The sequence below is a fragment of the Mycolicibacterium agri genome (genome assembly GCF_002553505.1).
Lineage (GTDB): Bacteria > Actinomycetota > Actinomycetes > Mycobacteriales > Mycobacteriaceae > Mycobacterium > Mycobacterium agri.
In genome coordinates this window covers 85,120-108,717 of sequence record NZ_PDCP01000009.1, presented here as the reverse complement: position 1 = coordinate 108,717, position 23,598 = coordinate 85,120, and the positions used below count along the sequence as shown (strand labels likewise).

Below are 23,598 nucleotides of genomic sequence, written 5' to 3'. Positions count from 1 at the left end.
TTCTTCGGAACCGGGTGGCGTCATGCCGCTGCTGAGGCGTCTCTACCAGATCCTGGCGCCCGTGATGTCGCTGCGCATCATCGTCATCGTCGCGGCGCTGTCGGTGGTTGCGCTGGTCATCACCCTGGGCGCGTGGGTGTGGTTCGGCGTGACCAACGACCAGTACAGCCAGCTCGACCGGCGGCTGGACTCGGTCTCCAGCCTTGGCGACATCAGCTCGCTGCTGCGCAACTCCGACGACCTGGGGCTTGACCCGACGGCCAACGGCGGCCTGGTTCGCACCGCCCGCGTCGACGGGGTGACGGTGTCGGTGCCGAAGGACATCGTGTTGCCGAAGTTCGACAACGGTTACGCCAGCACGACGATCGACGGTGTCGAGTACCGGGTGCGCACCTTCACCGCGGGCGCGGCCTCCATCGCGGTCGGTGCGCCGCTGGCCGAGACTCAGCGACGGATCGACGAGCTGCACCGCCGGGTGCTGATGATCTGCGGCGGCGTCATCATCGGCACCGGGGTGGTGGCCTCGGCGCTGTGGGTGATCATGATCAACCCGTTCCGGGTGCTGGCCCAGCAGGCCAGGGTGATCAACGCGCAGTCCAACCCCGAAGAGGTGAAGGTGCGTGGGGTGCAGGAAGCCGTCGAGATCGCCGAAGCGGTCGAGGGGATGCTGGCCCGAATCGGCGACGAACAACAGCGCACCAAGGCCGCGCTGGAATCGGCGCGCGATTTCGCGGCCGTGGCGTCGCATGAACTGCGCACACCGCTGACCGCGATGCGGACCAACCTCGAAGTGCTCTACACGTTGGATCTGCGTGACGAGCAGCGCAAGGAAGTGATCGCCGACGTGATGCGCACCCAGAGCCGCATCGAGGCCACGCTGTCGGCGCTCGAGCGGCTGGCGCAGGGCGAATTGACCACCGTGGACGACTTCGTCCCCGTCGACATCACCGAACTCCTCGACCGGGCCGCCCACGACGCGATGCGCAACTACCCCGGCCTGCAGGTGTCGTTGGCGTCGCCGACGACGGTGCTGATGGTGGGCATGCCCGCGGGTCTGCGGCTGGTCATCGACAACGCGATCACCAACGCGGTGAAACATGGTGGTGCCACCGAAATCCGTTTGACCGCAATCAGTTCCGTCGACGGCGTGGACATCACCGTGGACGACAACGGCTCCGGCGTGCCGGAGGAGGAGCGCGACGCGGTGTTCGACCGGTTCTCGCGCGGTTCGACGGCGGCGCGGTCGGGTTCCGGCCTGGGGCTCGCGCTGGTAGCGCAGCAGGCCGAAATCCACGGCGGCACAGCGTCTTTAGAGACCAGTCCGCTGGGTGGTGCGCGGCTGCGGCTGCGGTTGCCGCCGCCTGATTAGCCGCGCGCGTCTTTGGGGTCCAGCTCGTCGAGCAGCCGCTGCATCGTGTCACACATCTGCGCGAAGTCCCGTTGGCCGACCAGCGCTGACCACCGCGGCCGCATCCTGGCGCTACTCGCCGACTTCTGGCGCCAGACCGACCGCGAAACGGAATTCTCGCAGCAGAAGTTCCAGTGAGGCGCTGCGCGAATTCCGTTTCGCGGCAAGGGGATTAGCCCGTGTAGGCCATCACGTGCTTGACGCGGGTGTAATCCTCGAAGCCGTACATCGACAGATCCTTGCCGTGCCCCGAGGATTTGAAGCCGCCGTGCGGCATCTCGGCGACCAGCGGGATATGCGTGTTGATCCACACGCAGCCGAAGTCCAACGCCGCTGAGACCCGCAGCGCGCGCGACACATCCTTGGTCCACACCGACGACGCCAGACCGTATTCCGTGCCGTTGGCCCACGCGATCGCCTCGTCCTCGTCGGAGAACGACTGCACGGTGATCACCGGCCCGAAGATCTCCTGCTGAACCAGCTTGTCCTCCTGCTTGAGGCCGCTGATGACCGTCGGCTCGATGTAGAAGCCCTTGTCGCCCTGGCGTCCTCCGCCGGCGGCGACCTTGGCGTGCGACGGCACCTCGTCGAGGAACGACAGCACCCGCTTCAACTGGTTGGGGTTGTTCACCGGCGGCACCCACGCGTCTTCGTCGTCGGCGGGCCTGCCGTACGTCGTCGTCGCGGCCTTGGCCTGCTCGGCCAGCGCATCGGTGATGTCGGAGACGACGGACGCGCGCGCCAGCACACGGGTGGCCGCGGTGCAGTCCTGCCCGGCATTGAAATAGCCGGCCGTGGCGATTCCCTCTGCGGCAGCGGCGATGTCGCTGTCATCGAAGACGATCACCGGCGCCTTGCCGCCCAACTCCAGGTGCGTGCGCTTGAGGTTGCTGCCCGCGCTGGCCGCCACCGCGCGACCCGCGGCGACCGACCCGGTGATCGACACCATCTGCGGCGTCGGATGCGCGACGACCGCCGCGCCGGTCTCCCGGTCGCCGCACACGACGTTGAGCACGCCGGGCGGGAAGTGCTTGGCGGCGATCTCGGCCAGCATCACCGTCGTCACCGGCGTCGTGTCGCTGGGCTTGATCACCACGGTGTTGCCCGCGGCGATCGCCGGACAGAACTTCCAGATCGCCATCATCATCGGGTAGTTCCACGGCGACACCTGGCCGACCACGCCCACCGGCTCGCGGCGGATCCACGAGGTGTGGTTCTCCATGTACTCGCCGGCCGACTTGCCCTCCAACATCCTTGCCGCACCGGCGAAGAAGCGGATCTGGTCGACCATCGGCGGGATCTCTTCGGCCATCGTCACGTGATTGGGCTTGCCGGTGTTGCGGCCTTCGGCCTCGACCAGCTCCTTGGCGTTCTTCTCCACGTCGTCGGCGAAGTCGAGCATCGCCTTCTGCCGGTGCGACGGGGTGGTGCGCTTCCAGTCGGCGAACGCCTTGGCCGCCGCGGCGTAGGCGTTGTCGATGTCCTGCTCGTTGGAGACCGGTGCGGTGGCGTACTCCTCACCGGTGGTGGGGTCGATCAACGGCATGGTCTTGCCGCTGGTCGAGTCGACCAGCTCACCGCCGATGAAGTTCTGCACTTTGGTCATGAATCTGGCTCCTGTTCTTTAGAGGTCGGCGAGGACATTGGCGAGAACGTCAAGGCCTTCATTGAGGAGGTCGTCGCTGATCGACAGCGGCGGAAGGAAACGCAGCACGTTGCCGTACGTGCCGCAGGTCAGCACGATCACTCCGGCGGTGTGACAACCCACGGCCAGTTTCTTGGTGAGCTCACCGTCGGGTTCGGTGGTGCCCGCCTTCACCAACTCCATGGCGATCATGGCGCCGCGGCCGCGCACGTCGCCGATGCGATCGTCTTCGGCCTGCATCCGGTGCAGCCGGTCCTTCATCAGTTTTTCGATCGCGGCGGCCCGCTCGACCATGTGCTCGGATTCGATCGTCTCGATGGTCGCCAGCGCGGCCGCACAGGCCACCGGGTTGCCGCCGTAGGTGCCGCCGAGCCCGCTGACGTGCGGGGCGTCCATGATCTCGACGCGCCCGGTGACGGCCGACAGCGGCAGCCCGTCGGCGATGCCCTTGGCGGTGACGATCAGGTCGGGCTCGATGCCTTCGTGCTCGCAGGCGAACATGCGGCCGGTGCGCGCGAACCCGGTCTGCACCTCGTCGGCGATGAACACCACCTCGTTCTTCTTGCACCAGTCCAGCAGCGCGGGCAGGAAGCCCTCGGCGGGCACGATGAAGCCGCCCTCGCCCTGGATCGGTTCGATGATGACCGCGGCCAGGTTGTCGGCGCCGACCTGCTTGTCGATGACGTCGATCGCGCGGCGGGCAGCCAGTTCACCGTCGGTGGCGATCTCCTTGCCGAACTCCGCATCGCGGAACGGATAGGACAGCGGTGCGCGGTAGATCTCCGGCGCGAACGGGCCGAAGCCGTGCTTGTACGGCATCGACTTGGCGGTCAGCGCCATCGTCAGGTTGGTGCGGCCGTGATAGGCGTGGTCGAACGACACCACGGCCTGCCTGCGGGTGTACGTGCGGGCGATCTTGATCGCGTTCTCCACCGCCTCGGCGCCGGAGTTGAACAGCGCCGAGCGCTTCTCGTAACTGCCGGGGGTGAGCCGGTTGAGCTGCTCGGCGACGGCGACGTACCCCTCGTACGGCGTGATCATGAAACAGGTGTGGGTGAAGTCGGCGACCTGCGCGCGGACCGCCTCCACGACCCGGGGTGCGGCATTGCCGATCGTGGTGACCGCGATGCCCGACCCCAGGTCGATGAGCCGGTTGCCGTCGACGTCCTCGACGATGCCGCCGCCCGCCCGCGACGCGTAGACCGGCATGGTCGTGCCGATGCCGCGGGAGACGGCGGCGGCCTTGCGCTCGATCAACTCCTTCGAGCGAGGACCGGGGATGGCGGTGGCGAGGTGGCGACTCTGTTCGAGGGTGCTCACGCCGTCAGAGCCTAGTCGGGAACGCACCGATCCGATTGAAAACTCTTGCACCGTCGGCGGGAATACCCGGTGTCAGCCGATTGCAGCAACGAATTTCGTAGCGGACACTTCATAAGTGGCGATCGGGCCCGCCGCCTACGGCCGCCGCGTCGGCGATATCGGCCGCCGAGAACGCGGGGGTACTCGGCCAGCAGCTGCCGCAATGGCACACTGGTCACCTAGGAGGCTCCGAGATTCACCGCGGTCCGGGGGCCGTCACCGAAATAATCGACACGAGAGATAGTTGCTGCCATGGATCTGGTCGCCTTTTTACCCCTGCTCATCATCTTGGGTGCGTTCATGTTCTTCGCTTCGCGGAGACAGAAGAAAGCAATGCAAGCGACCATCGACTTGCACAACTCGTTGCGGGTGGGCGACCGCGTTCACACCACGTCGGGTCTGATCGGTCAAATCAAGGGCATCACCGATGACGAGGTGCAATTGGAGATTGCCCCTGGCGTCGTGACGACCTGGATGAAGCTGGCTGTGCGGGACAAGATCGAGGCCGATGACGACGTAGCCGGCGACGCCGGCGATGCGATCGAACCGCAGTCGAGCGCGACCGAGATCACCGACAGCACCGACCCGAATCGCCGTAACTGACGACTGCACGGCGGGAAACTCAGCACAGGCACGTACTCTTTGCGGTGCTGACGACCTGAATTTCGAGGAGACCAAAGAACCGTGGCATCGCCTTCGACGCCGGTGCACCCTGCCCGCTACCTGGCAACCTTTCTGGCGCTGCTGGTCGGCGTGTACCTTCTGGTCTTCCTGACCGGCGACAAGCAGGCCAAACCGAAGCTCGGCATCGACCTGCAGGGCGGCACCCGCGTCACGCTGACCGCACGCACGCCCGACGGGTCGCCACCCACGCAGGACGCGCTGAACCAGGCCCAGCAGATCATCGCGTCCCGCGTCGACGGCCTGGGCGTCAGCGGGTCCGAGGTGGTGATCGACGGCGACAACCTGGTCATCACCGTGCCGGGCACCGACGGCAACGAGGCCCGCAACCTGGGGCAGACCGCGCGGCTGTACATCCGCCCGGTCATCCACGTGATCGCCGCTCAGCAGCCCGGCCAGCAGCCGCCCGAGGAGGGCCCCGCGCCAGGCGGCCCGCCCGCGGGCCAGCCGGGCCCGCCCGCCGGCCAGCCGGGGCAGCCCGGTCCAGCCGAGGCGCCGCCACCCGCGCCCGCAGAGCAGGGCGGTGCGCCCACCGAGCCCGGTGCACCGGCCGAGGCGCCCGCCCCTGAGGCGCCGCCGCAACCGCGGCCCTATCCGCAGGAGCCGCCGCCGAGCCCGCCGCCACCGCCACCCGCGCCGGGTGAACAGCCGCCGGCACCGGGCGACCAACCGCCGGCGCCGGGCGACCAGCCGCCGGCACAGGGAGAGCAGGCGCCTGCGCCAGGCCAGGACCCCAAGAAGGACCTCGCACAGCGCATCGCCGACGAGAAGGCGTTGCGGCAGAGCACCGAACAGCAGATCCAGATCCTGGCGCTGCAGTTCCAGGCCACCCGCTGCAACGACGACGACGTGCTGGCAGGCAACGACGATCCCAACCTGCCGCTGGTGACGTGCTCGACGGATCACTCGCAGGTCTACCTGCTGGACAAGTCGATCATCAGCGGCGAGCAGATCAAGAACGCCAGCTCGGGCATGGACTCGCAGCGCGGTGAGTACATCGTGCAGCTGGAGTTCAAGCCCGACGCCGCCCAGATCTGGGCCGACTTCACCGCCTCCCACGTCGGTACCCAGACCGCGTTCGTGCTCGACTCGCAGGTCGTCAGCGCACCGCAGATCGAGGAGGCCATCCCGGGCGGCAACACCCAGATCACCGGGCAGTTCACAGCGGCGAAGGCCAAAGAGCTGGCGAATGTGCTGAAGTATGGCTCGCTGCCGTTGTCGTTCGAATCGTCTGAAGCCGAAACCGTCTCGGCCACACTGGGTTTGACGTCGCTGCGGGCTGGTCTGATCGCGGGTGCCATCGGGTTGGCGCTGGTGCTCCTGTACTCGCTGCTGTACTACCGGGTGTTGGGAATCCTGACGGCGCTGTCGCTCATCGCTTCCGGCGCAATGGTTTTCGCGATCCTGGTGCTGCTAGGCAGATACATCAACTACACGCTCGACCTTGCCGGTATCGCCGGTTTGATCATCGGTATCGGCACCACTGCCGACTCGTTCGTGGTGTTCTTCGAACGCATCAAAGACGAGATCCGCGAAGGTCGTTCGTTCCGCTCCGCGGTTCCGCGAGGCTGGGCCCGCGCGCGCAAGACGATCGTTTCGGGTAACGCCGTGACCTTCCTGGCCGCCGTCGTCCTCTACATCCTGGCCGTCGGCCAGGTGAAGGGCTTCGCGTTCACCCTCGGCCTGACAACGATTCTCGACGTGCTGGTCGTCTTCCTGGTGACCTGGCCGCTGGTGTATCTGGCGTCGAAGTCGACCCTGCTGGCCAAGCCGGCGTTCAACGGGCTCGGCGCCGTGCAGCAGATCGCGCGCGAGCGCCGGGTCGCGCACGCGACAGGACGGGGATAGCCGATGGCTAAGAACACACCAGACGTGACCGAATCGGCTGTCACTGAGGCGCCGACTCTGGAAAGCACCGCAACCGAAGCACCCAAGCACGGCTTCTTCATCCGGCTCTACACCGGCACCGGGGCGTTCGAGGTCGTCGGCCGGCGCAAGATGTGGTACTGGATCAGCGGCCTGATCGTCGCGGTCTGCCTCGCCAGCATGGTGTTGCGCGGCTTCACCTTCGGCATCGACTTCGAGGGCGGCACCAAGGTGTCCATGCCCGCGGCCGGTGTCGACACCGAACGCGTCGAGCAGGTCTTCAGCGACGCGTTGGGCAAGGACGCCGAATCGGTCGTGATCGTCGGCAGCGGGCCGTCGGCCACGGTGCAGATCCGCTCCGAAGCGCTGAACAACGACGAGACGACCAAGCTGCGCGACGCGCTGTTCGGGGCGTTCCAACCCAAGGGGATCGACGGCCAGCCGAGCAAGGAGGCGATCAGCGACTCGGCGGTTTCGGAGACGTGGGGCGGCCAGATCACCAAGAAGGCGCTGATCGCGTTGGTGGTCTTCCTGGTGTTGGCGACGATCTACATCACGGTGCGCTACGAGCGCTACATGGCGATCGCCGCCATGGCGACACTGGTTTTCGACCTCATCGTCACCGCGGGCGTGTACTCGTTGGTGGGCTTCGAGGTGACCCCGGCGACCGTCATCGGCCTGCTCACCATCCTGGGCTTCTCGCTGTACGACACGGTGATCGTGTTCGACAAGGTCGAGGAGAACACCCACGGCTTTCAGCACACCACCCGCCGCACCTTCGCCGAACAGGCGAACCTGGCCGTCAATCAGACGTTCATGCGGTCGATCAACACCAGCCTGATCTCCGTGCTGCCGATCATCTCGCTGATGGTGGTCGCGGTGTGGCTGTTGGGCGTCGGCACGCTCAAGGACCTGGCGCTGGTGCAGCTGGTGGGTGTCGTCGTGGGCACCTATTCGTCGATCTTCTTCGCCACCCCGCTGCTGGTGTCGCTGCGGGAGCGCACCGATCTGGTCCGCAACCACACCCGCCGGGTGCTCAATCGGCGCAAGTCCGGTCGCGCCCGCGGCCCGGAGGACACCATCGACGACGCTGAGGACGCCGAGCAGGACGAGAAGGACACCAAGGAGACTGTCGCCGCGACGACGGCCGCTGCGCCGCGGGGCAAGACCTCCGTCGCCGACAAGCCTGCGCCCGGCGCGCGGCCGATCCGGCCGACCAGCAGCAGGACCGGCCGCCCCTCGGGTAAGCGGAACGCCCGGCGGCGGTAGCCGATGACGGCTCGCTTGCGGGGGATCGCCGCCGCGATGGCAGTCGCTCTTGCCTGCGCCCTTGGCCTGTCATCGTGCTCCGACAGTCCGGCGTCCGAGATCACCTACGCCGTCGACGGCACGCTGACGACGTACAACACCAACACCGTCGCCGGCGCGGCCTCCGGCGGCCCACAGGCCTTCGCGCGGGTGCTGACCGGGTTCAACTATCACGGCCCCGACGGCCAGATCGTCGGCGACCACGACTTCGGCAGCATCGCGGTCGTCGGCAGGGCGCCGCTGGTCCTCGACTACGTGATCAACGACCAGGCGGTCTACTCCGACGGCAAGCCCGTCACGTGCGACGACCTGGTGCTGGCCTGGGCCGCGCAGTCCGGCCGGTTCCCGGGCTTCGACGCCGCCAACCAGGCCGGCTACCGCGACATCGCAACCATCGACTGCGCACCGGGGCAGAAGCGGGCGCGAGTTTCGTTCGCCGCCGACCGCGCGTTCGTCGACTACGGGCAGTTGTTCGCGGCCACCTCGCTGATGCCTGCGCACGTCATCGCCGACGAACTCGGCGTCGACGTCACCGGCGCCATCCTCAACAATGACGGCCCGACCATCGACCGAATCGCCCAGGCGTGGAACACGATCTGGAATCTCACGCCCGACCTGGACCTGAAACGGTTCCCGTCGTCGGGGCCCTACAAACTGGAATCGGTCACCGAGGACGGCGCGGTGGTGCTGGTCGCCAACGACAAATGGTGGGGCGCGAAACCCGTCACCAACAAGATCACGGTGCGGCCGCGCGGCGCCGACGTCCAAGACCAACTCAACAACGGCGCCGTCGACGTCGTCGACGTGGCCGCGGGCTCGTCGGGTGTGCTGAACATGCCCGAGGACTACACCCAGTCCGACAGCCCGTCGGCGGGCATCGAGCAGTTGATCTTCGCCGCGCAGGGGCCGATGGCGGCACCGGAGGCGCGCCGCGCGCTGGCGCTGTGCACACCGCGCGACGTGATCGCCCGCAACGCCGAGGTGCCGATCGCCAACACCCGGCTCAACCCGGTGATCGAGGAGGCCGTCAACAGCGGCGAGACCGTCGGCGCCGAGCAGTTCATCGCCGCCAACCCCGACGCCGCACGGGAGGCACTGGACAACGAGCCGCTCACGGTGCGGATCGGCTATCAGGCGCCTAACGCGCGCCTGGCCGCGACCATCGGCGTCATCGCCAAATCGTGTGCACCGGCGGGCATCACCGTGCAAGACGCCGCATCCGAAGACACCGGCCCATTGACGTTGCGCGCCAATAACATCGACGTGTTATTGGCCAGCACCGGCGGTGCGACGGGCAGCGGCTCGACCGGGTCGTCGGCGATGGACGCCTACGACCTGCACACCGGCAACGGCAACAACCTGTCGGGGTACTCGAACCCGCGCATCGACGGCATCATCGACGCGCTGGCGGTCACCTCCGACCCCAAGGAGTTGGCGCGCCTGCTGGGGGAGGCGGGACCGGTGCTGTGGGCCGACGTGCCGACGCTGCCGCTGTACCGTCAGCAGCGCACGCTGATCACTTCGACGAAGATGTACGCCGTGAGCAGCAATCCGACCCGCTGGGGCGCGGGATGGAACATGGACCGATGGGTGCTGGAGCAGTGAGCAGCACCGACGACGCCGTCGCCGCCATCAAGTCGCTGACCCGCGAGGTCCCCGACTTCCCCGAACCCGGCGTCCATTTCAAGGACCTGACGCCGGTCCTCGCCGACCCGCACGGCCTCGCGGTGGTCACCGACGCACTGTCCGAATTCGCCGCGGACGCCGAACTGGTCGCCGGGATCGACGCGAGGGGCTTCCTGGTGGGCGGGGCGGTCGCCCACAAGCTGCACATCGGTGTGCTCGCGGTGCGCAAAGCGGGCAAGCTGCCGCCGCCGGTGTTCAGCGAAACCTACGACCTCGAATACGGGACGGCGACGCTGGAGGTTCCCGCCGACGGCGTCGACCTGACCGGCCGCAACGTCGTCATCATCGACGACGTGCTGGCCACCGGCGGAACACTGGCCGCCACTCATCGGTTGTTGAGGAGGGCGGGAGCAAACGTGACCGCAGCGGCGGTGATGATCGAATTGACCGCCCTCGGGGGTCGCGACCTGCTCGAACCGCTGCCTGTGAGCAGCTTGCACAGGATCTGAGGCGATATCCTCGATATCTAGGGCGCGAGGAGGTGACGATGGCGCAGGAGCAGGGTACGGGCCAGGCCGTGCAACCAGCCCCTGTGAGTAGCCCGGCCCCGGAGACACCGCCGGCGGCCGCGCCCGACACCGCCAAGACGTCTACCTCGCGGCGGGTGCGCGCCCGGATAGCCCGGCGTATGACGGCGCAGCGCAGCGCGATCAATCCGGTGCTCGAGCCGTTGGTCGCGGTGCATCGCGAGTTCTTCCCGAGGGCCGATCTGTCGCTGCTGCAGCGCGCGTACGAGGTGGCCGAGAAGCGGCATGCCGACCAGATGCGCCGCTCCGGCGATCCCTACATCACCCATCCGCTGGCGGTGGCCAACATCCTGGCCGAGCTGGGCATGGACACCACGACGCTGGTCGCGGCGCTGCTGCACGACACCGTCGAGGACACCGGCTACACGCTGGAGGCGCTGACCCAGGAGTTCGGTGACGAGGTCGGCCATCTCGTCGACGGCGTGACCAAGCTGGACCGGGTGGCGCTGGGCACGGCCGCCGAGGGCGAAACCATCCGCAAGATGATCATTGCGATGGCCCGCGACCCGCGGGTGCTGGTGATCAAGGTCGCCGATCGGCTGCACAACATGCGTACGATGCGGTTCCTGCCACCGGAGAAGCAGGCCCGCAAGGCCCGCGAGACGCTGGAAGTCATTGCGCCGCTTGCGCATCGCCTGGGCATGGCGACGGTCAAGTGGGAGCTGGAGGATCTGGCGTTCGCGATCCTGCACCCGAAGAAATACGAAGAGATCGTCCGCCTGGTCGCCGACCGGGCGCCGTCGCGCGACACCTACCTGGCCAAGGTGCGCTCGGAAATCAGTGCGACACTGGCGAAGTCGAAGATCAACGCCACCGTGGAGGGTCGGCCCAAGCACTACTGGTCGATCTACCAGAAGATGATCGTCAAGGGCCGCGACTTCGACGACATCCACGACCTCGTCGGCATCCGCATCCTGTGCGACGAGATCCGCGACTGCTATGCCGCTGTGGGCGTGGTGCATTCGCTGTGGCAGCCGATGGCGGGCCGGTTCAAGGACTACATCGCGCAGCCGCGCTACGGGGTGTACCAGTCGCTGCACACCACCGTCGTCGGTCCTGAGGGCAAGCCGCTGGAGGTGCAGATCCGCACCCACGACATGCACGGCACCGCGGAGTACGGCATCGCCGCGCACTGGCGCTACAAGGAAGCCAAGGGCCGCAACGGCGTACCGTCCGGTCACGCCGCCGCCGAGGTCGATGAGATGGCCTGGATGCGGCAACTTCTCGACTGGCAACGGGAGGCCGCCGACCCCGGCGAGTTCCTGGAGTCGCTGCGCTACGACCTCGCCGTGCAGGAGATCTTCGTGTTCACCCCGAAGGGCGATGTGATCACGCTGCCGACGGGATCGACGCCGGTGGACTTCGCCTACGCCGTGCACACCGAGGTCGGCCACCGCTGCATCGGCGCGCGGGTCAACGGCCGCCTGGTCGCGTTGGAGCGCAAGCTGGAAAACGGCGAAGTGGTCGAGATTTTCACGTCGAAGGCGCCCAACGCCGGGCCGTCGCGGGACTGGCAGCAGTTCGTGGTGTCGCCGCGGGCGAAGGCCAAGATCCGCCAGTGGTTCGCCAAGGAGCGGCGCGAGGAGGCGCTGGAAGCGGGCAAGGACGCCATCGCCCGTGAGGTGCGCCGCGGCGGACTTTCGTTGCAGCGCTTGTTGAATGCCGAATCGATGGCCGCGCTGTCCCGCGAGCTGCGCTATGCCGATGTCTCGGCGCTCTACACCGCCGTCGGTGAAGGCCACGTGTCGGCGCGACATGTGGTGCAGCGGTTGGTGGCTCAGTTCGGTGGCGACGACGAGGCCGCCGACGAACTGGCCGAACGGTCCACGCCGGCGACCATGCCGGTGCGCCACCGCAGCAACGAGGACGTCGGCGTCGCGGTGCCGGGGGCGCCGGGTGTGCTGACGAAACTGGCCAAGTGCTGCACGCCCGTTCCCGGCGACAACATCATGGGCTTCGTCACCCGCGGCGGCGGCGTGAGCGTGCACCGCACCGACTGCACCAACGCCTCGTCGCTGCAGCAGCAGTCGGAGCGGATCATCGAGGTGAAATGGGCGCCGTCGCCGTCGTCGGTGTTCCTCGTCGCGATCCAGGTCGAGGCGCTCGACCGGCACCGGCTGCTGTCGGATGTGACGCGCGTGCTGGCCGACGAGAAGGTCAACATCTTGTCGGCGTCGGTGACGACGTCCAACGATCGGGTGGCCATCAGCCGGTTCACCTTCGAGATGGGCGACCCCAAGCATCTGGGTCACGTGCTGAACGTGGTCCGCAATGTGGAAGGCGTCTACGACGTCTACCGCGTCACCAGCGCCGCCTGAGCCGGACCCCCTCTTCTACCGCGCCAAGGATCGGGTCTAGTCGAGGCGGATGGACTCGATCGTCACGCTGTTCGCCGGCTTGCCGTCATCGCTCGCGCCGGTGACACCTGCCGCGGCGATCTTGTCCAGCGTCGCCAGCCCGGTGGCGTCGATCGTGCCGAAGGCGGTGTAGGTCGGCGGCAGCATCGAGTCTTTGTAGACGAGGAAGAATTGGCTGCCGTTGGTGCCGGGACCGGCGTTGGCCATCGCCAGCGTGCCGCGCGGATACACCACCGGCGTTCGCAACGCCGGGTCGGAAATGCGGAACTGGTTGGTGGGGTACTCGTTGGCGAAGCGGTAGCCCGGCCCGCCGGTGCCCGTTCCGGTCGGGTCGCCGCACTGCAGCACGCCCAGTTGCGGCGCCGTCGTCAGTCGATGACAGGTCGTCTCGTCGAAGAAGCCCTGCTGGGCGAGGCTGGCGAAATTGTTCACGGTGCACGGCGCCTTGCCGTTGTCCAACTGCAGCCCGATATTGCCGCGATTGGTCGACATGCTGGCACTGACCCACTGCGGGGTGGTCGGGACCCGGCCCGACCGCGGCGGCTTGTTCGGCTTGCTCGCCGGCTCGGTCGTGGACGGGTAGGCGCAATTAGCGCCGAGGTCGGGCGGGGGAGTGAACTCCGGCAGGCCGTTGCCCGGCGCCGTCGGCGCTGCGGTGATGCCGGGCTGCAACCGGGATTGTTCCTCGAGGTGACGCACCGTCGCGATGGACAGCACCACGACCGCGGCCAGCACGATGATCGAGCCGACGGTGATCACATAGCCGATGACCAGCCCGGCCACCGCCAGCCCACGGCCCTCCTCGCCGCTGCGCTTGATCTGCGACAGCGAGATGTGGCCGAAGACGATGCCCAGCGGCGCGAACACAAACGCGCAGACCAGCGACGCGATCGCCCAGCCGTTCGTCGGGCGTGGCCGCTGGTAGGCGTAGGGGTCGTACGGCGGTGGATAGCCGCCGTACGGAGGCGGCGGCGGAGGCGTCGTCACGCGGCGTTAGTCCAGCCCGATGGACTTGACCGTCACCGGAATGGCCGGCTTACCGTCCTGCCCGCCGCCTTCGACGCCGCCCGCGGCGATCTTGTCCAGCGTCGCCAGGCCGGTGTCGTCGATCGTGCCGAACACCGTGTAGTTCGGCGGCAGCATCGAATCCTTGTAGACGAGGAAGAACTGGCTGCCGTTGGTGCCGGGACCGGCGTTGGCCATCGCCAGCGTGCCCCGCGGGTACAGCACCGGGTTCTGCAGCTTGGGGTCATCGGGCTGGAACTGGTTGGTCGGGTACTCGTTGGCGAACTGGTAGCCCGGCCCGCCGCTGCCCGTTCCGGTCGGGTCGCCGCACTGCAGCACCGACAGCCCGCCGCCGGTGGTCAACCGGTGGCAGGGGGTGTCGTTGAAGTAGCCCTGCTGGGCCAGGCTGGCGAAGCTGTTGACCGTGCACGGCGCCTTGGCGTTGTCGAGCATCAGACCGATGTTGCCCTGGTCGGTCGACATGCTGGCGCTGACCTGCGCGGGCTCGGTCGGCACCTTGCCGGTGCGCGGCGGCGTGTTCGGCTTGCTGGCCGGCTGCGCCGCGGGGTACTGGCAGTCGGCGCCCAGATCGGCCGGCGGATTGAACGGCGGCAGGCCGCCCTGCGTGACCTCCACCGATTCCGTCGGCGAAGCGCTCGGGGTGGTGGTGGCCGCGGTGGCGGTGTTGTCCGAATCGCCCCTGGTGAACACGAAGATCCCGACCGCGGCGATCACGGCGACGACGGCAACGGCGGAACCGATGATCGTGTAGAGGCGACGCCTGCGCGCCTGCGCGGCCCGTCGCTCCAGTTGCCGCTCGAGTTTGCGCTTTGCTGCTGCGCGCCGCTGTTCGTTGGTCGGCACCGCCGTGGTCCTCCTTGTGTGCTGAGTGTGCTGATCGGTGTGCTGATCGATCCGCAACGAGTGTGCCAGCAGCAGCTGAGCGTGGGCCAAGAGGCCCACGATGGGCTGGGGGTGGGAAAACCGCGGCACCGGTCGGGCATGGGAAAATGAACGTCGTGTTCATCACCGGATTTCCGGCGGGCATGTTGGCCTGCAATTGCTATGTGGTGGCCCAACACGCCGGCGCGGACGCGATCGTCGTCGACCCTGGCCAGCGGGCCATGGATCGACTTCGCCGGATCCTGGACGAGAATCGGCTGACACCGGCGGCGGTGCTGCTGACCCACGGCCACCTCGATCACATCTGGTCAGCGCAGAAGGTCGCCGACACCTACGGGTGCCCGGCCTACATCCACCCCGAGGACCGGTTCATGCTGACCGACCCGATCAAGGGATTCGGGCGTGGTGTGATCGGGGGAATTGCCCGATCTGCGTTCGGTGCCCTGTTCCGTGAGCCCAGGCAAGTTGTCGAACTCGACCGCGACGGCGACAAGCTGGACATCGCCGACACGGTGGTGACCGTCGATCACACGCCCGGACACACCCGCGGGTCGGTGGTGTTCCGGGTGGCCGCCGATGGGCCCGAGGTGGTGTTCACCGGCGATACCCTGTTCCGTCAGTCGGTCGGGCGCACCGACCTGCCGGGCGGCAGCGGCCGCGACCTGCTGGACTCGATCATGACAAAACTGATGGTGCTCGACGACGACACCGTGGTACTACCGGGGCACGGCGAGAAGTCCACGATCGGCCTCGAACGCCGCACCAACCCGTTCCTCGAAGGTTTGACTTTGTGACTCAGTTTCAAGCGCCCAAGGGCGTTCCCGATTACCTGCCACCGGAATCCGCGCAGTTCGTCGCGGTGCGCGACGGATTGATTGCCACCGCGCGCCGCGCCGGCTACGCCGACATCGAGTTGCCGATCTTCGAGGACACCGCGTTGTTCGCCCGCGGTGTGGGCGAGTCGACCGATGTGGTCAGCAAGGAGATGTACACCTTCGCCGACCGCGGCGACCGGTCGGTCACGCTCCGCCCCGAAGGGACCGCGGGTGTGATCCGCGCGGTCATCGAGCACGGCCTGGATCGCGGGCCGCTGCCGGTGAAACTCGTCTACGCTGGTCCGTTCTTCCGTTATGAGCGTCCGCAGGCCGGCCGCTATCGGCAGCTGCAACAGGTCGGGGTGGAGGCCATCGGCGTCGACGATCCGGCGCTCGACGCGGAGGTGATCGCGGTCGCCGACGCCGGTTTCCGGTCGCTCGGCTTAGACGGCTTCCGCCTGGAGATCACGTCGCTGGGCGATGACACCTGTCGGCCGCAGTATCGAGAGTTGTTGCAGGAGTTCCTGTTCAAACTCGATCTCGATGAGGAGACCCGCCGCCGCGCCGAGATCAACCCGCTACGGGTGCTGGACGACAAGCGTCCGCATGTGCGAGAGATGACGGCCGACGCGCCGGTGATGCTCGACCATCTTTCGGATTCGGCCAAGCAGCATTTCGACACGGTGCTGGCGCATCTGGATGCGCTCGGCGTGCCATATGCGATCAACCCGCGGATGGTGCGCGGGCTGGACTACTACACGAAGACCACGTTCGAGTTCGTCCACGACGGGCTGGGTGCCCAGTCGGGCATCGGCGGTGGCGGACGCTACGACGGGCTGATGCGCCAGCTCGGCGGAAAAGATCTGTCCGGCATCGGTTTCGGGCTGGGTGTGGACCGCACGATGTTGGCGCTGAAGGCCGAAGGCAAGACGGTCGGCTCGACCGCTCGTGTCGACGTGTTCGGTGTGCCGCTGGGCGAGCAGGCCAAGATGCGGTTGTCGGTGCTGGCGGCGCAATTGCGCGCGGCGGGCGTGCGCGTCGACCTCGCCTACGGCGACCGCGGTGTGAAAGGTGCCATGCGCGCGGCGGACCGGTCCGGTGCGTCGATCGCGTTGGTGGCAGGCGATCGCGACCTCGAGGCGGGCACGATCGGTGTGAAGGACCTGTCCAGCGGTGAGCAGGTCGACGTCGCCGTCGACGATGTGGTCGCCGAGGTGTTGTCCCGGCTGCGGGGATAACCGGCGGGGTCAGCCCGTCGGGTCAGAACGTCATTCGCGCCAGCATCCGATCGCGCAGCGTCAGGGTGTGCAGCAGGACCGCCGAGATGTGCGCAGCGATCACCGCGACCAGCAGGTAGGCGAGTACCGAATGTATCTGGCGCAGAACGGAATACAGGTCAGCATCGAAGGGTGCTACCCGCGGCAGTCGCAGACTCCCGAAGATCACTGGGGGCGTTCCGGACGCCGACACCATCGCCCAACCCACGAGCGGCTGCGCGAGCATCACGGCATACAGGGTCAGCTCGGAGCCGACGACGAGCTTGTGTTCGAGCCGGCCGACGGAATCGGGCAGCCGTGGTGCACGGTGGGTGAACCGGTTCGCCACCCGCACGACCACGATCACGAGGATCGTCACGCCGAGCGTCATGTGCACGCCCACCAACACGTGGTACGAGCCGATCGAGTTCACCATGACGAACCCGACGAACAGCGCGGCGAAAACCAGTAGCGCGGTCAGCCAGTGCAGCACACGGGTGCGGATCGGATAGCGCGAGGCCAGCGTCGTCATGAGGTCACCTCGTTCACTTGCACCGTTGCCGGTGACTGCGGTTCGCTTGTTCGTGCCCGGTACGAGGCCGCATAGACCGCAGACCGAGCGCTGAGCAGGGGGTCGTCGGAGGGCTCGATACCTTCTGGCAGCACGAGCGGATCGAAGTTGATGTCGCGTGCGTTGCCCGGCTGGTCGGCCTCGATGGTGGTCAGCGTGAGTGTGCCCGCGTCCACGGTGCGCCGATCGCCCGGCCACGGCAGCGTCGGGTCGGTGACTGGGTCGTCGGGTGTGCCGACGGTCAGGACCAGCTTCCACTGCAGTGGACCGGTTTGCATCTGCCGAATCAGGGCGTCGAACAGCATGTCTGGCTCACCCGTTTTTGGCGGTGCGGCATCCTGTTGCGGAACGAAGGACCACCGCACCGGGGTGCGGGTTCCGGCGTCGTCGACGAAGAAGAAGGTGTTGAGTGAACGGAATGTGCTGTCGGCGAAACCTTTTGTCGGCGGCTGCGTTTTGATGATCGCCATCGCCGCTTTTGTTTCCGGGTGGGCGGCCAGGAACGCCGACATCGCTGCGGGATCGGGCTGACCGGTTGAGGGCACCGGCTTCGACGCGAGTGTCCGGTCGTAGAAGCCCTGCGGCGAATTGTCCGGGAACACAGGCAGATTGATCATCGCTGTGCGCCACTGGCTGCCGTCGGGAAACGCGAACGCCAATCCGAGACCGCGTGCGGCACCGGCAGTGTCGGCGGCATCGGGGTCACCACCGGAAAGCGAGAACCGGCCTGACACCGGTGTACGACCGGCCGCGAAGACGACGGCCTTGGACAGCGCGCAACCGTCGCCGTTGCTGTCGAAGTATCCGGTGACGGCGACGCCCTTGGCGTGGTTCTTTCGGAAGCCGGGGTGGTTGCCGGAAACGGCGCGGAAAAGGTCGATGAAGTCGGCGCGGGTCAGGCGCCTGCCGCCGGCGATCCAATTGTTCGCATAGGCCACAGCGCCGAAATCGACGATGAGAAACGCGCCGACGGCCGCGGCACCGGCGAGTACCGAGCGCCGGGTGAGTGGTGTCCCGTGCCAACTCAGCGATTTCTTGGGGGGCTTGTCCACAACTCCAAGGCCTACCACAGCAACCTTGGAGTTACCCGTGCAGAATTGTCACTCAGCGGCGGCGGTCACAGTTTCGTAATCCCCTCACCTTCCCGTGCCCCACCCTTTCTGCAGCCCCTCACCCTTCCTATCGCGAGCGTGCGTGTCTGCAGGCGACACGCCGCCTTTTTACCCGAGTTTGCGCACGCTCGTCGGGGATGAACGCGGTCATTTGGCGCGTGCCACGGAGTTGAGTAGCTCGTCGACACCGCCGATTCCGCCGTCGAATGGGTTGCCGCGCTTGAGGACAAGTGTTCCGCCTGGCGTGACAGCGACTAATTTCGGTGAGCTGGGACCGATTTGGAGCTTGCGTGCGAACTGCACCTGATCCAATTGCACCAGTGCGCCGCCGCGATAACTGAACAAGCCGAGCTTACGGTCGATCACGGCCACCGGCCGACAGTGGCCCAACGGTTGACAACGGCGCCGCTGGATCTTGCGCACCACGAGAAACGTCAGTAAAGCCAGCGCGACACCGACGCCGGTGAACATTGCGCCTAAGGTCGACGACGGCGTGCCGGTCACGAGCGCGACCACACCGAAGCCGCCGACGACGAGCGTCAGCACGCCGAGCACGAACGCCGTCACCGCGAGAGCGCCCGTGCGGCGGTCGATCACCAGGACTCGTCGACCGTCATCGGTCACGAGGAGCCCGCCGGTGTCGACGACGATCCGAGGCTCTGCCGGGGTGCTCACGCCCTGCAGCGTGCCACCTCACCGGCCGCGAGCGTGCGTGAACTCCCGAATTTCTACGGCGTGTCGCCTGCAGACACGCACGCTCGCGGTAAAGGGGGAGGGGCTATGCGACGGGGATTACCCGACCACCCGTAGATTTGCGAGCAGTTCGTCCATCACGACGGCCGTCCGGGTGGCGCTGACACCGGTGCTGACGCAGACGCCGGTCTGACGCCACTCGTCAACGATCGTGCGTATCAATGGTTCGTGCACATGCGGCGGATCGGGAATTTCTATGTACTCCGACGCTGAGTCCCGTCTGAGTTCGATCGGGTCCGGCGCCGAAATCGATAACGACACCGTTCCGCGCGTCCCAGTGATCACGGTGCGGTCATGGTCGACGCCTGCGTCGAAACACCATGTGCCAGAGCCGATGATGTCGCCTGGAAGCGTGTAGCACAGGCTGACGGTGTCCTCGACACCACGACCGTGGCCGACGACATGACCGGCTACGTCGCTCAGCGGGCCGAATACGTGATCCAACCAATCGAGAGTGTGGCAGGCGGCGTCGAAGAACCAGCCGCCGCCGGACAAACCGACCGAGTTCTGCCACGCCTGTGGCCGCGGAGTCTGCAACCGGATCGAATGCACGGCCCGCACTTCGCCGATGGCGCCGTCGGCGATCAGTCGGCGAACGTATTCGAAACGAGGCAGGGCGCACCGGTAGTAGGCCACCCAAAGCGGCACGCGCGCTGCCTGGCAGGCCGTTGTCATCGAACGGCATTCCTCGGCGTTGACGGCCATGGGCTTTTCGACGAAAACTGCCTTGCCCGCAGCAGCGGCGCGGCGCGTGTAGTCAGCGTGACTGTTCGGGTGGGTGGCGATGTACACCGCGTCGATGTCGTCGGCGCGCAGGATTTCATCAGCGTCGCAGTACCACCGCGGAACTCCGTGCCTCCTGGCGTAGTCGCGTGCCTTTTCGGCGGTGCGACGCATGACCGCGACGAGTTCGACGCCAGGGATGCGTTGAAAAGCCGGTCCGCTCTTGACTTCCGTGACATCCCCGACGCCGATGATGCCCCAGCGCATTGTCGTCGTCACTTGCCGGAGCCGTATCCCCTGCGGTCCTTGAACCCGCCAAGTGTGAATTCGGGACCATCGATAAAGGCCATATCCGCGGCTTCAGCGGAACGCACCTTCTCCACGGCCTCGGGTAGCTCTGGGACTATTTCCCACGGAATCAGCACGATTCCGTTGGCGTCGCCATGGACCAGATCGCCTGTCTCTATTCGTTGTCCATCCAACTCGATGGGCTCGCCGACGGTTGCGATCTCGAAATTCGCATGGGACACAACTGGATACCGCATGAAGTAGTGGAAACCCAGTGCTCGCACTTCGGCAAGGTCGCGCAGCCCGCCATCGGTTACCATGCCGACGGCGCCCAGTCTGCGTGCGAGCTTGGTCATGATCTCGCCGGCGTAGGCCACCCGGTGCGGCGCGCCGCTGTGATCGGCGATCATGAGCACCGTCGGACCCGCCATGGCCTCAAGTTGCTCCCACATCCGCCAGAAGCCCTCACGGGAGGCGGGGCGGTCACCCGGGTTGCGCATCGTGACGGTGAGCGCGCGACCAACCATCGGACCCAGCTCGGGGAAGGCGCAGCGCACCTGGCCCCCGACAAACCCGTCGGTGAGCGGCCGAACCTTGAACCGTTCGATGGCGTTGGCAATGGTGGGGCTGTCGACCGAGCGCAGAAAGTCCAGATCAGCGGGGGTCAGTGTGGGCGCGGTGGTCATGATGCGCCTCGGTTGAGGTTGCGTGTCACGGCCTGGCCTGCGAGTCGTCCCGACGTCATCGCCCATCCGATGTGGTGGCCATGCCCCTTGAGCAGCATGCCGCCTTGGCCTACGCCGCCCGCGGCATACAGACCACCGATGGGGGAGCCGTCGCCGCGCAACACGCGCAGGTCGGTGTCGACGGCCAACGCGCCCTCGGTGACGGTGAGCATGCTGAACACCGGGCCCATCGCCACCAGCGGCGGCCGAAGTATCGACGAGGCAATGGTGTCCTGCAGATTGTGCTGGTTCACGCCGATGGCCTCGGCAAGTGTGTCGACACTTGGGGCGCGGGTGATGAGGTCGGGCCGACCGCGGACGTAGTCGCTGAAGTATGCGAACGCTATCCCCGGCGCGGTCGAGATGTAGTTCGGCTCGTGCTCGAATTCGGCAGCGGTGGTTTCGTCGAGGACGATGAATCCGCGGCGGTCTGGTCGGCGCGAAAGTTCTTCAGCAGGAGCCTGTTCGGAGCCAATCCTGGCGCCAGAGCCGTCCACCAGCACGGCACCCGCATCGAACAATGCGTTGCTCGGCGACATGTGCGACACCAACAGCGACTTGACGATCGGCCGCAGGGCCGCAGACGGAAGAAGGCTAACCACCATCCCCTCCAGCCGACACAGCCACTGCCACAGCGGAAGCCGGTCGAGAAAGCCGGTTTTGGGGGGTGGGGGGAAGCGCAGTTGCGGGCCGAACAGCTGGTCCATCTGCACAAGCTGGGCACCGACTTCGGCGGCCAGTTGGTGTCCGAGCCCCAGCGCTCCTTCGTTGATCGGGATCGCTCGGTGCGCGCCTTCCGGCAAGTGCTCCTTGCGCATGGTGGCGTTGCCGCTGAAGTCGCCACTCGCGAGAATGACGCCTCGGCGAGCCAGAAGTTGAGACATGCCAGACGGACCGCTGGTCTCCAAGCCGGTGACGTGCGCATCACCATCGGTCAGTAGGCGCGTCACCTCCGTCCGGAGGCGAATCTGGACACCGGCGCGGCGAGCGGCCGATGACAGCCGGGCGATGTAGGAACGCGAATTGGGAATCACATTGTGCATCCGTGGAACTCGGTGCGGCGGCTCAGGGTATGGCCCTGCAAACACCACTCCGTGGTCGACGAGCCAGTCGTACGTTCGCCCGGACTCGACGGCATAGAGTCGCCGCAACTCGGGCGCATCCCCGTGAAGTAGGGCGGGGTCAAATGCCCACATGTCCTCAACGAGTTCAACGGGATCGTCATGGATTCCCTTGCGGCGCTGTAACGGAGTGTCGGCAGCGGTCAGCGAACCCACCGAATAGGCGGTTGTCCCGCCCAGCTTGTCTTGGCGCTCCACCAGCGCTACCGACGCGCCGCGCTCGGCCGCCACGACGGCGGCTGCTAACCCCGCGCCTCCGCCACCCACCACCAGGACGTCGTAGGTGTCGGAGTTCGTCACGGGCCGCTCCTCGTCACTCGGTATCGTATCGATTCCAACCCTAGGACGTCGGCGCGTGCCTCGTCTAGACCTTCACCAACATCCCGCAGCTATCCCGCGGCTCCCCTCGCAGTGGCACCTCGGCAGGGTGATCGGCGGGCCGGGTGGTCACCCGACGACGGCAATCGACGACTGGCGTTCCGAGATCTCGCTTGCCTTAAGCCGTTAGCCGCTGTTTCAATGTGCTTGACCATCTATTGCTTCAAGAGAGGCGATCATGTCCGCTCCTGACTTGCGGGGCCTCGTTCCCGCCATCGTCACCCCGTTCGACGACAAGGGGGATGTTGATTTCGACAGCCTTGTCTCTTATGTGTCGTGGATGGAATCGATTCCAGGAGTCGTGGCAATCGTGCTCAACTCCCACGCGGGCGAAGGCAGCGCTCTGACCAGCGATGAACGTGCCGACATCGTGCGCGTCGTGAAATCGGAGTTCAAGGACCTCCACGTCGTAGCGGGCGTGATAGGCGATGGCACCCGATTGGCCGCCGCCGAGGCCGAGCGTGCCGCCGAGAACGGTGCTGACTCGCTGCTGATCTTCCCGCCGCCGTCTGCCGTCCGGTTCGGCTTTCAGCCGGGATCGGTGCAGGATCGCTACCGCGCTGTGTGGTCGGCGGCGCACCTCCCGATCATCGCGTTCCAGTTCCCGAACAACACCAAGGCGACGTTCAATCTGGCGTTGCTGCTGGAGCTCTGCGCCCTCGAGGGGGTTTTCGCGATCAAGGACGGGGCTCGCGACATGATTCGCTGGGATACCGAGGTGCCGGTGATTCGCGAGCATTTCCCGGAGATACAGATGCTCACATGCCAGGACGAATTCCTGCTGCACACCATGTGGGAGTCCGACGGTGCGCTGGTCGGATACGGCGCACTCATCCCAGAGCTGCTGGTCGAACTGCTGCAGAAGGCAAAGGCGCACGACTATGACTCGGCCAAAGAGGTGCACGACCGGATGTTGCCGATCACCAAGGCCGTCTATCACCGTGCATCGCACATCGAGTCGACCCCGGCAATGAAACTCGGACTGGTGGAGCGGGGCATTCTGCGTTCGGCTTACGTGAGATCGCCGCTGATGCCCCTGGAGGAAGGCGCTCGCGAGAACATCCGCCTGGCGATGCAGTCGGCGGGTGTCGAACTCGGGGTGCGCGCCTGA

The 23,598-nt window shown here is 66.7% G+C and carries 20 protein-coding genes; 10 read left to right on the top strand and 10 right to left on the bottom strand.

Annotation, left to right across the window (positions count from 1 at the left end):
* Positions 1-22: 22 nt before the first annotated feature.
* Complete coding sequence (locus tag CQY20_RS07235; protein ID WP_097939393.1) at positions 23-1,369, top strand: sensor histidine kinase; 1,347 nt, start codon at positions 23-25, stop codon at positions 1,367-1,369.
* Between the two features lie 211 nt (positions 1,370-1,580).
* Here the strand turns inward: CQY20_RS07235 and CQY20_RS07225 are convergent, their stop codons facing one another.
* Both CQY20_RS07225 and gabT read right to left on the bottom strand, forming a co-directional pair.
* On the bottom strand, positions 1,581-3,014 hold the full coding sequence (locus CQY20_RS07225; protein WP_097939392.1) for a gamma-aminobutyraldehyde dehydrogenase: 1,434 nt from the start codon (positions 3,012-3,014) through the stop codon (positions 1,581-1,583).
* 18 nt (positions 3,015-3,032) lie between these two features.
* Positions 3,033-4,373, bottom strand: a complete 1,341-nt coding sequence (gabT, locus tag CQY20_RS07220) for a 4-aminobutyrate--2-oxoglutarate transaminase (protein WP_097939391.1) — start codon at positions 4,371-4,373, stop codon at positions 3,033-3,035.
* 291 nt (positions 4,374-4,664) lie between these two features.
* Between gabT and yajC the strand changes: the two genes are divergently transcribed.
* The 6 genes from yajC to CQY20_RS07190 all read left to right on the top strand — a co-directional run bounded on the left by yajC (position 4,665) and on the right by CQY20_RS07190 (position 12,798).
* The gene (yajC, locus tag CQY20_RS07215; protein WP_097939390.1) at positions 4,665-5,015 is read left to right on the top strand and encodes a preprotein translocase subunit YajC; all 351 of its coding nucleotides are present in this window, start codon (positions 4,665-4,667) and stop codon (positions 5,013-5,015) included.
* Between the two features lie 81 nt (positions 5,016-5,096).
* Positions 5,097-6,941, top strand: coding sequence for a protein translocase subunit SecD (gene secD / locus CQY20_RS07210; protein ID WP_097939389.1), 1,845 nt, complete (start codon positions 5,097-5,099; stop codon positions 6,939-6,941).
* 3 nt (positions 6,942-6,944) lie between these two features.
* Entirely contained in the window at positions 6,945-8,228 is a 1,284-nt protein-coding gene (secF, locus tag CQY20_RS07205; protein WP_097939388.1) for a protein translocase subunit SecF, read from the top strand.
* A gap of 3 nt (positions 8,229-8,231) precedes the next feature.
* Positions 8,232-9,872: an ABC transporter substrate-binding protein gene (locus CQY20_RS07200; protein ID WP_097939387.1), complete on the top strand. Its 1,641-nt coding sequence runs from the start codon at positions 8,232-8,234 to the stop codon at positions 9,870-9,872.
* The gene (locus CQY20_RS07195; protein WP_097939386.1) at positions 9,854-10,402 is read left to right on the top strand and encodes an adenine phosphoribosyltransferase; all 549 of its coding nucleotides are present in this window, start codon (positions 9,854-9,856) and stop codon (positions 10,400-10,402) included. The genes CQY20_RS07200 and CQY20_RS07195 overlap by 19 nt, the downstream gene beginning before the upstream one ends.
* A 38-nt stretch (positions 10,403-10,440) precedes the next feature.
* Entirely contained in the window at positions 10,441-12,798 is a 2,358-nt protein-coding gene (locus CQY20_RS07190) for a RelA/SpoT family protein (protein ID WP_097939385.1), read from the top strand.
* Positions 12,799-12,834: 36 nt separating this feature from the next.
* Here the strand turns inward: CQY20_RS07190 and CQY20_RS07185 are convergent, their stop codons facing one another.
* On the bottom strand, positions 12,835-13,824 hold the full coding sequence (locus tag CQY20_RS07185; protein ID WP_097939384.1) for a peptidylprolyl isomerase: 990 nt from the start codon (positions 13,822-13,824) through the stop codon (positions 12,835-12,837).
* Between the two features lie 6 nt (positions 13,825-13,830).
* A complete protein-coding gene (locus CQY20_RS07180) occupies positions 13,831-14,706 on the bottom strand; it encodes a peptidylprolyl isomerase (protein ID WP_097939419.1) in 876 nt (291 codons plus the stop codon).
* Between the two features lie 155 nt (positions 14,707-14,861).
* On the opposite strand from CQY20_RS07180, the gene CQY20_RS07175 reads away from it, so the two are divergent.
* A complete protein-coding gene (locus CQY20_RS07175) occupies positions 14,862-15,539 on the top strand; it encodes an MBL fold metallo-hydrolase (RefSeq protein ID WP_097939418.1) in 678 nt (225 codons plus the stop codon).
* Complete coding sequence (gene hisS, locus CQY20_RS07170) at positions 15,536-16,798, top strand: histidine--tRNA ligase (RefSeq protein WP_097939383.1); 1,263 nt, start codon at positions 15,536-15,538, stop codon at positions 16,796-16,798. The genes CQY20_RS07175 and hisS overlap by 4 nt, the downstream gene beginning before the upstream one ends.
* A gap of 22 nt (positions 16,799-16,820) precedes the next feature.
* Here hisS and CQY20_RS07165 read toward each other — a convergent pair whose 3' ends face one another.
* The 6 genes from CQY20_RS07165 to CQY20_RS07140 all read right to left on the bottom strand — a co-directional run bounded on the left by CQY20_RS07165 (position 16,821) and on the right by CQY20_RS07140 (position 22,409).
* On the bottom strand, positions 16,821-17,348 hold the full coding sequence (locus CQY20_RS07165) for a cytochrome b (protein ID WP_097939382.1): 528 nt from the start codon (positions 17,346-17,348) through the stop codon (positions 16,821-16,823).
* Positions 17,345-18,439, bottom strand: coding sequence for a catalase family peroxidase (locus CQY20_RS07160; protein WP_097939381.1), 1,095 nt, complete (start codon positions 18,437-18,439; stop codon positions 17,345-17,347). Before CQY20_RS07160 ends, CQY20_RS07165 begins: the two co-directional genes overlap by 4 nt.
* A gap of 207 nt (positions 18,440-18,646) precedes the next feature.
* Positions 18,647-19,174, bottom strand: a complete 528-nt coding sequence (locus CQY20_RS35130; protein ID WP_174814633.1) for a hypothetical protein — start codon at positions 19,172-19,174, stop codon at positions 18,647-18,649.
* Between the two features lie 117 nt (positions 19,175-19,291).
* Entirely contained in the window at positions 19,292-20,254 is a 963-nt protein-coding gene (locus CQY20_RS07150) for a Gfo/Idh/MocA family protein (RefSeq protein WP_097939380.1), read from the bottom strand.
* Positions 20,251-20,949, bottom strand: coding sequence for an RraA family protein (locus tag CQY20_RS07145; RefSeq protein WP_163700333.1), 699 nt, complete (start codon positions 20,947-20,949; stop codon positions 20,251-20,253). Before CQY20_RS07145 ends, CQY20_RS07150 begins: the two co-directional genes overlap by 4 nt.
* On the bottom strand, positions 20,946-22,409 hold the full coding sequence (locus tag CQY20_RS07140) for an FAD-dependent oxidoreductase (RefSeq protein WP_163700330.1): 1,464 nt from the start codon (positions 22,407-22,409) through the stop codon (positions 20,946-20,948). Before CQY20_RS07140 ends, CQY20_RS07145 begins: the two co-directional genes overlap by 4 nt.
* A 256-nt stretch (positions 22,410-22,665) precedes the next feature.
* On the opposite strand from CQY20_RS07140, the gene CQY20_RS07135 reads away from it, so the two are divergent.
* Positions 22,666-23,598, top strand: coding sequence for a dihydrodipicolinate synthase family protein (locus tag CQY20_RS07135; RefSeq protein WP_097939377.1), 933 nt, complete (start codon positions 22,666-22,668; stop codon positions 23,596-23,598).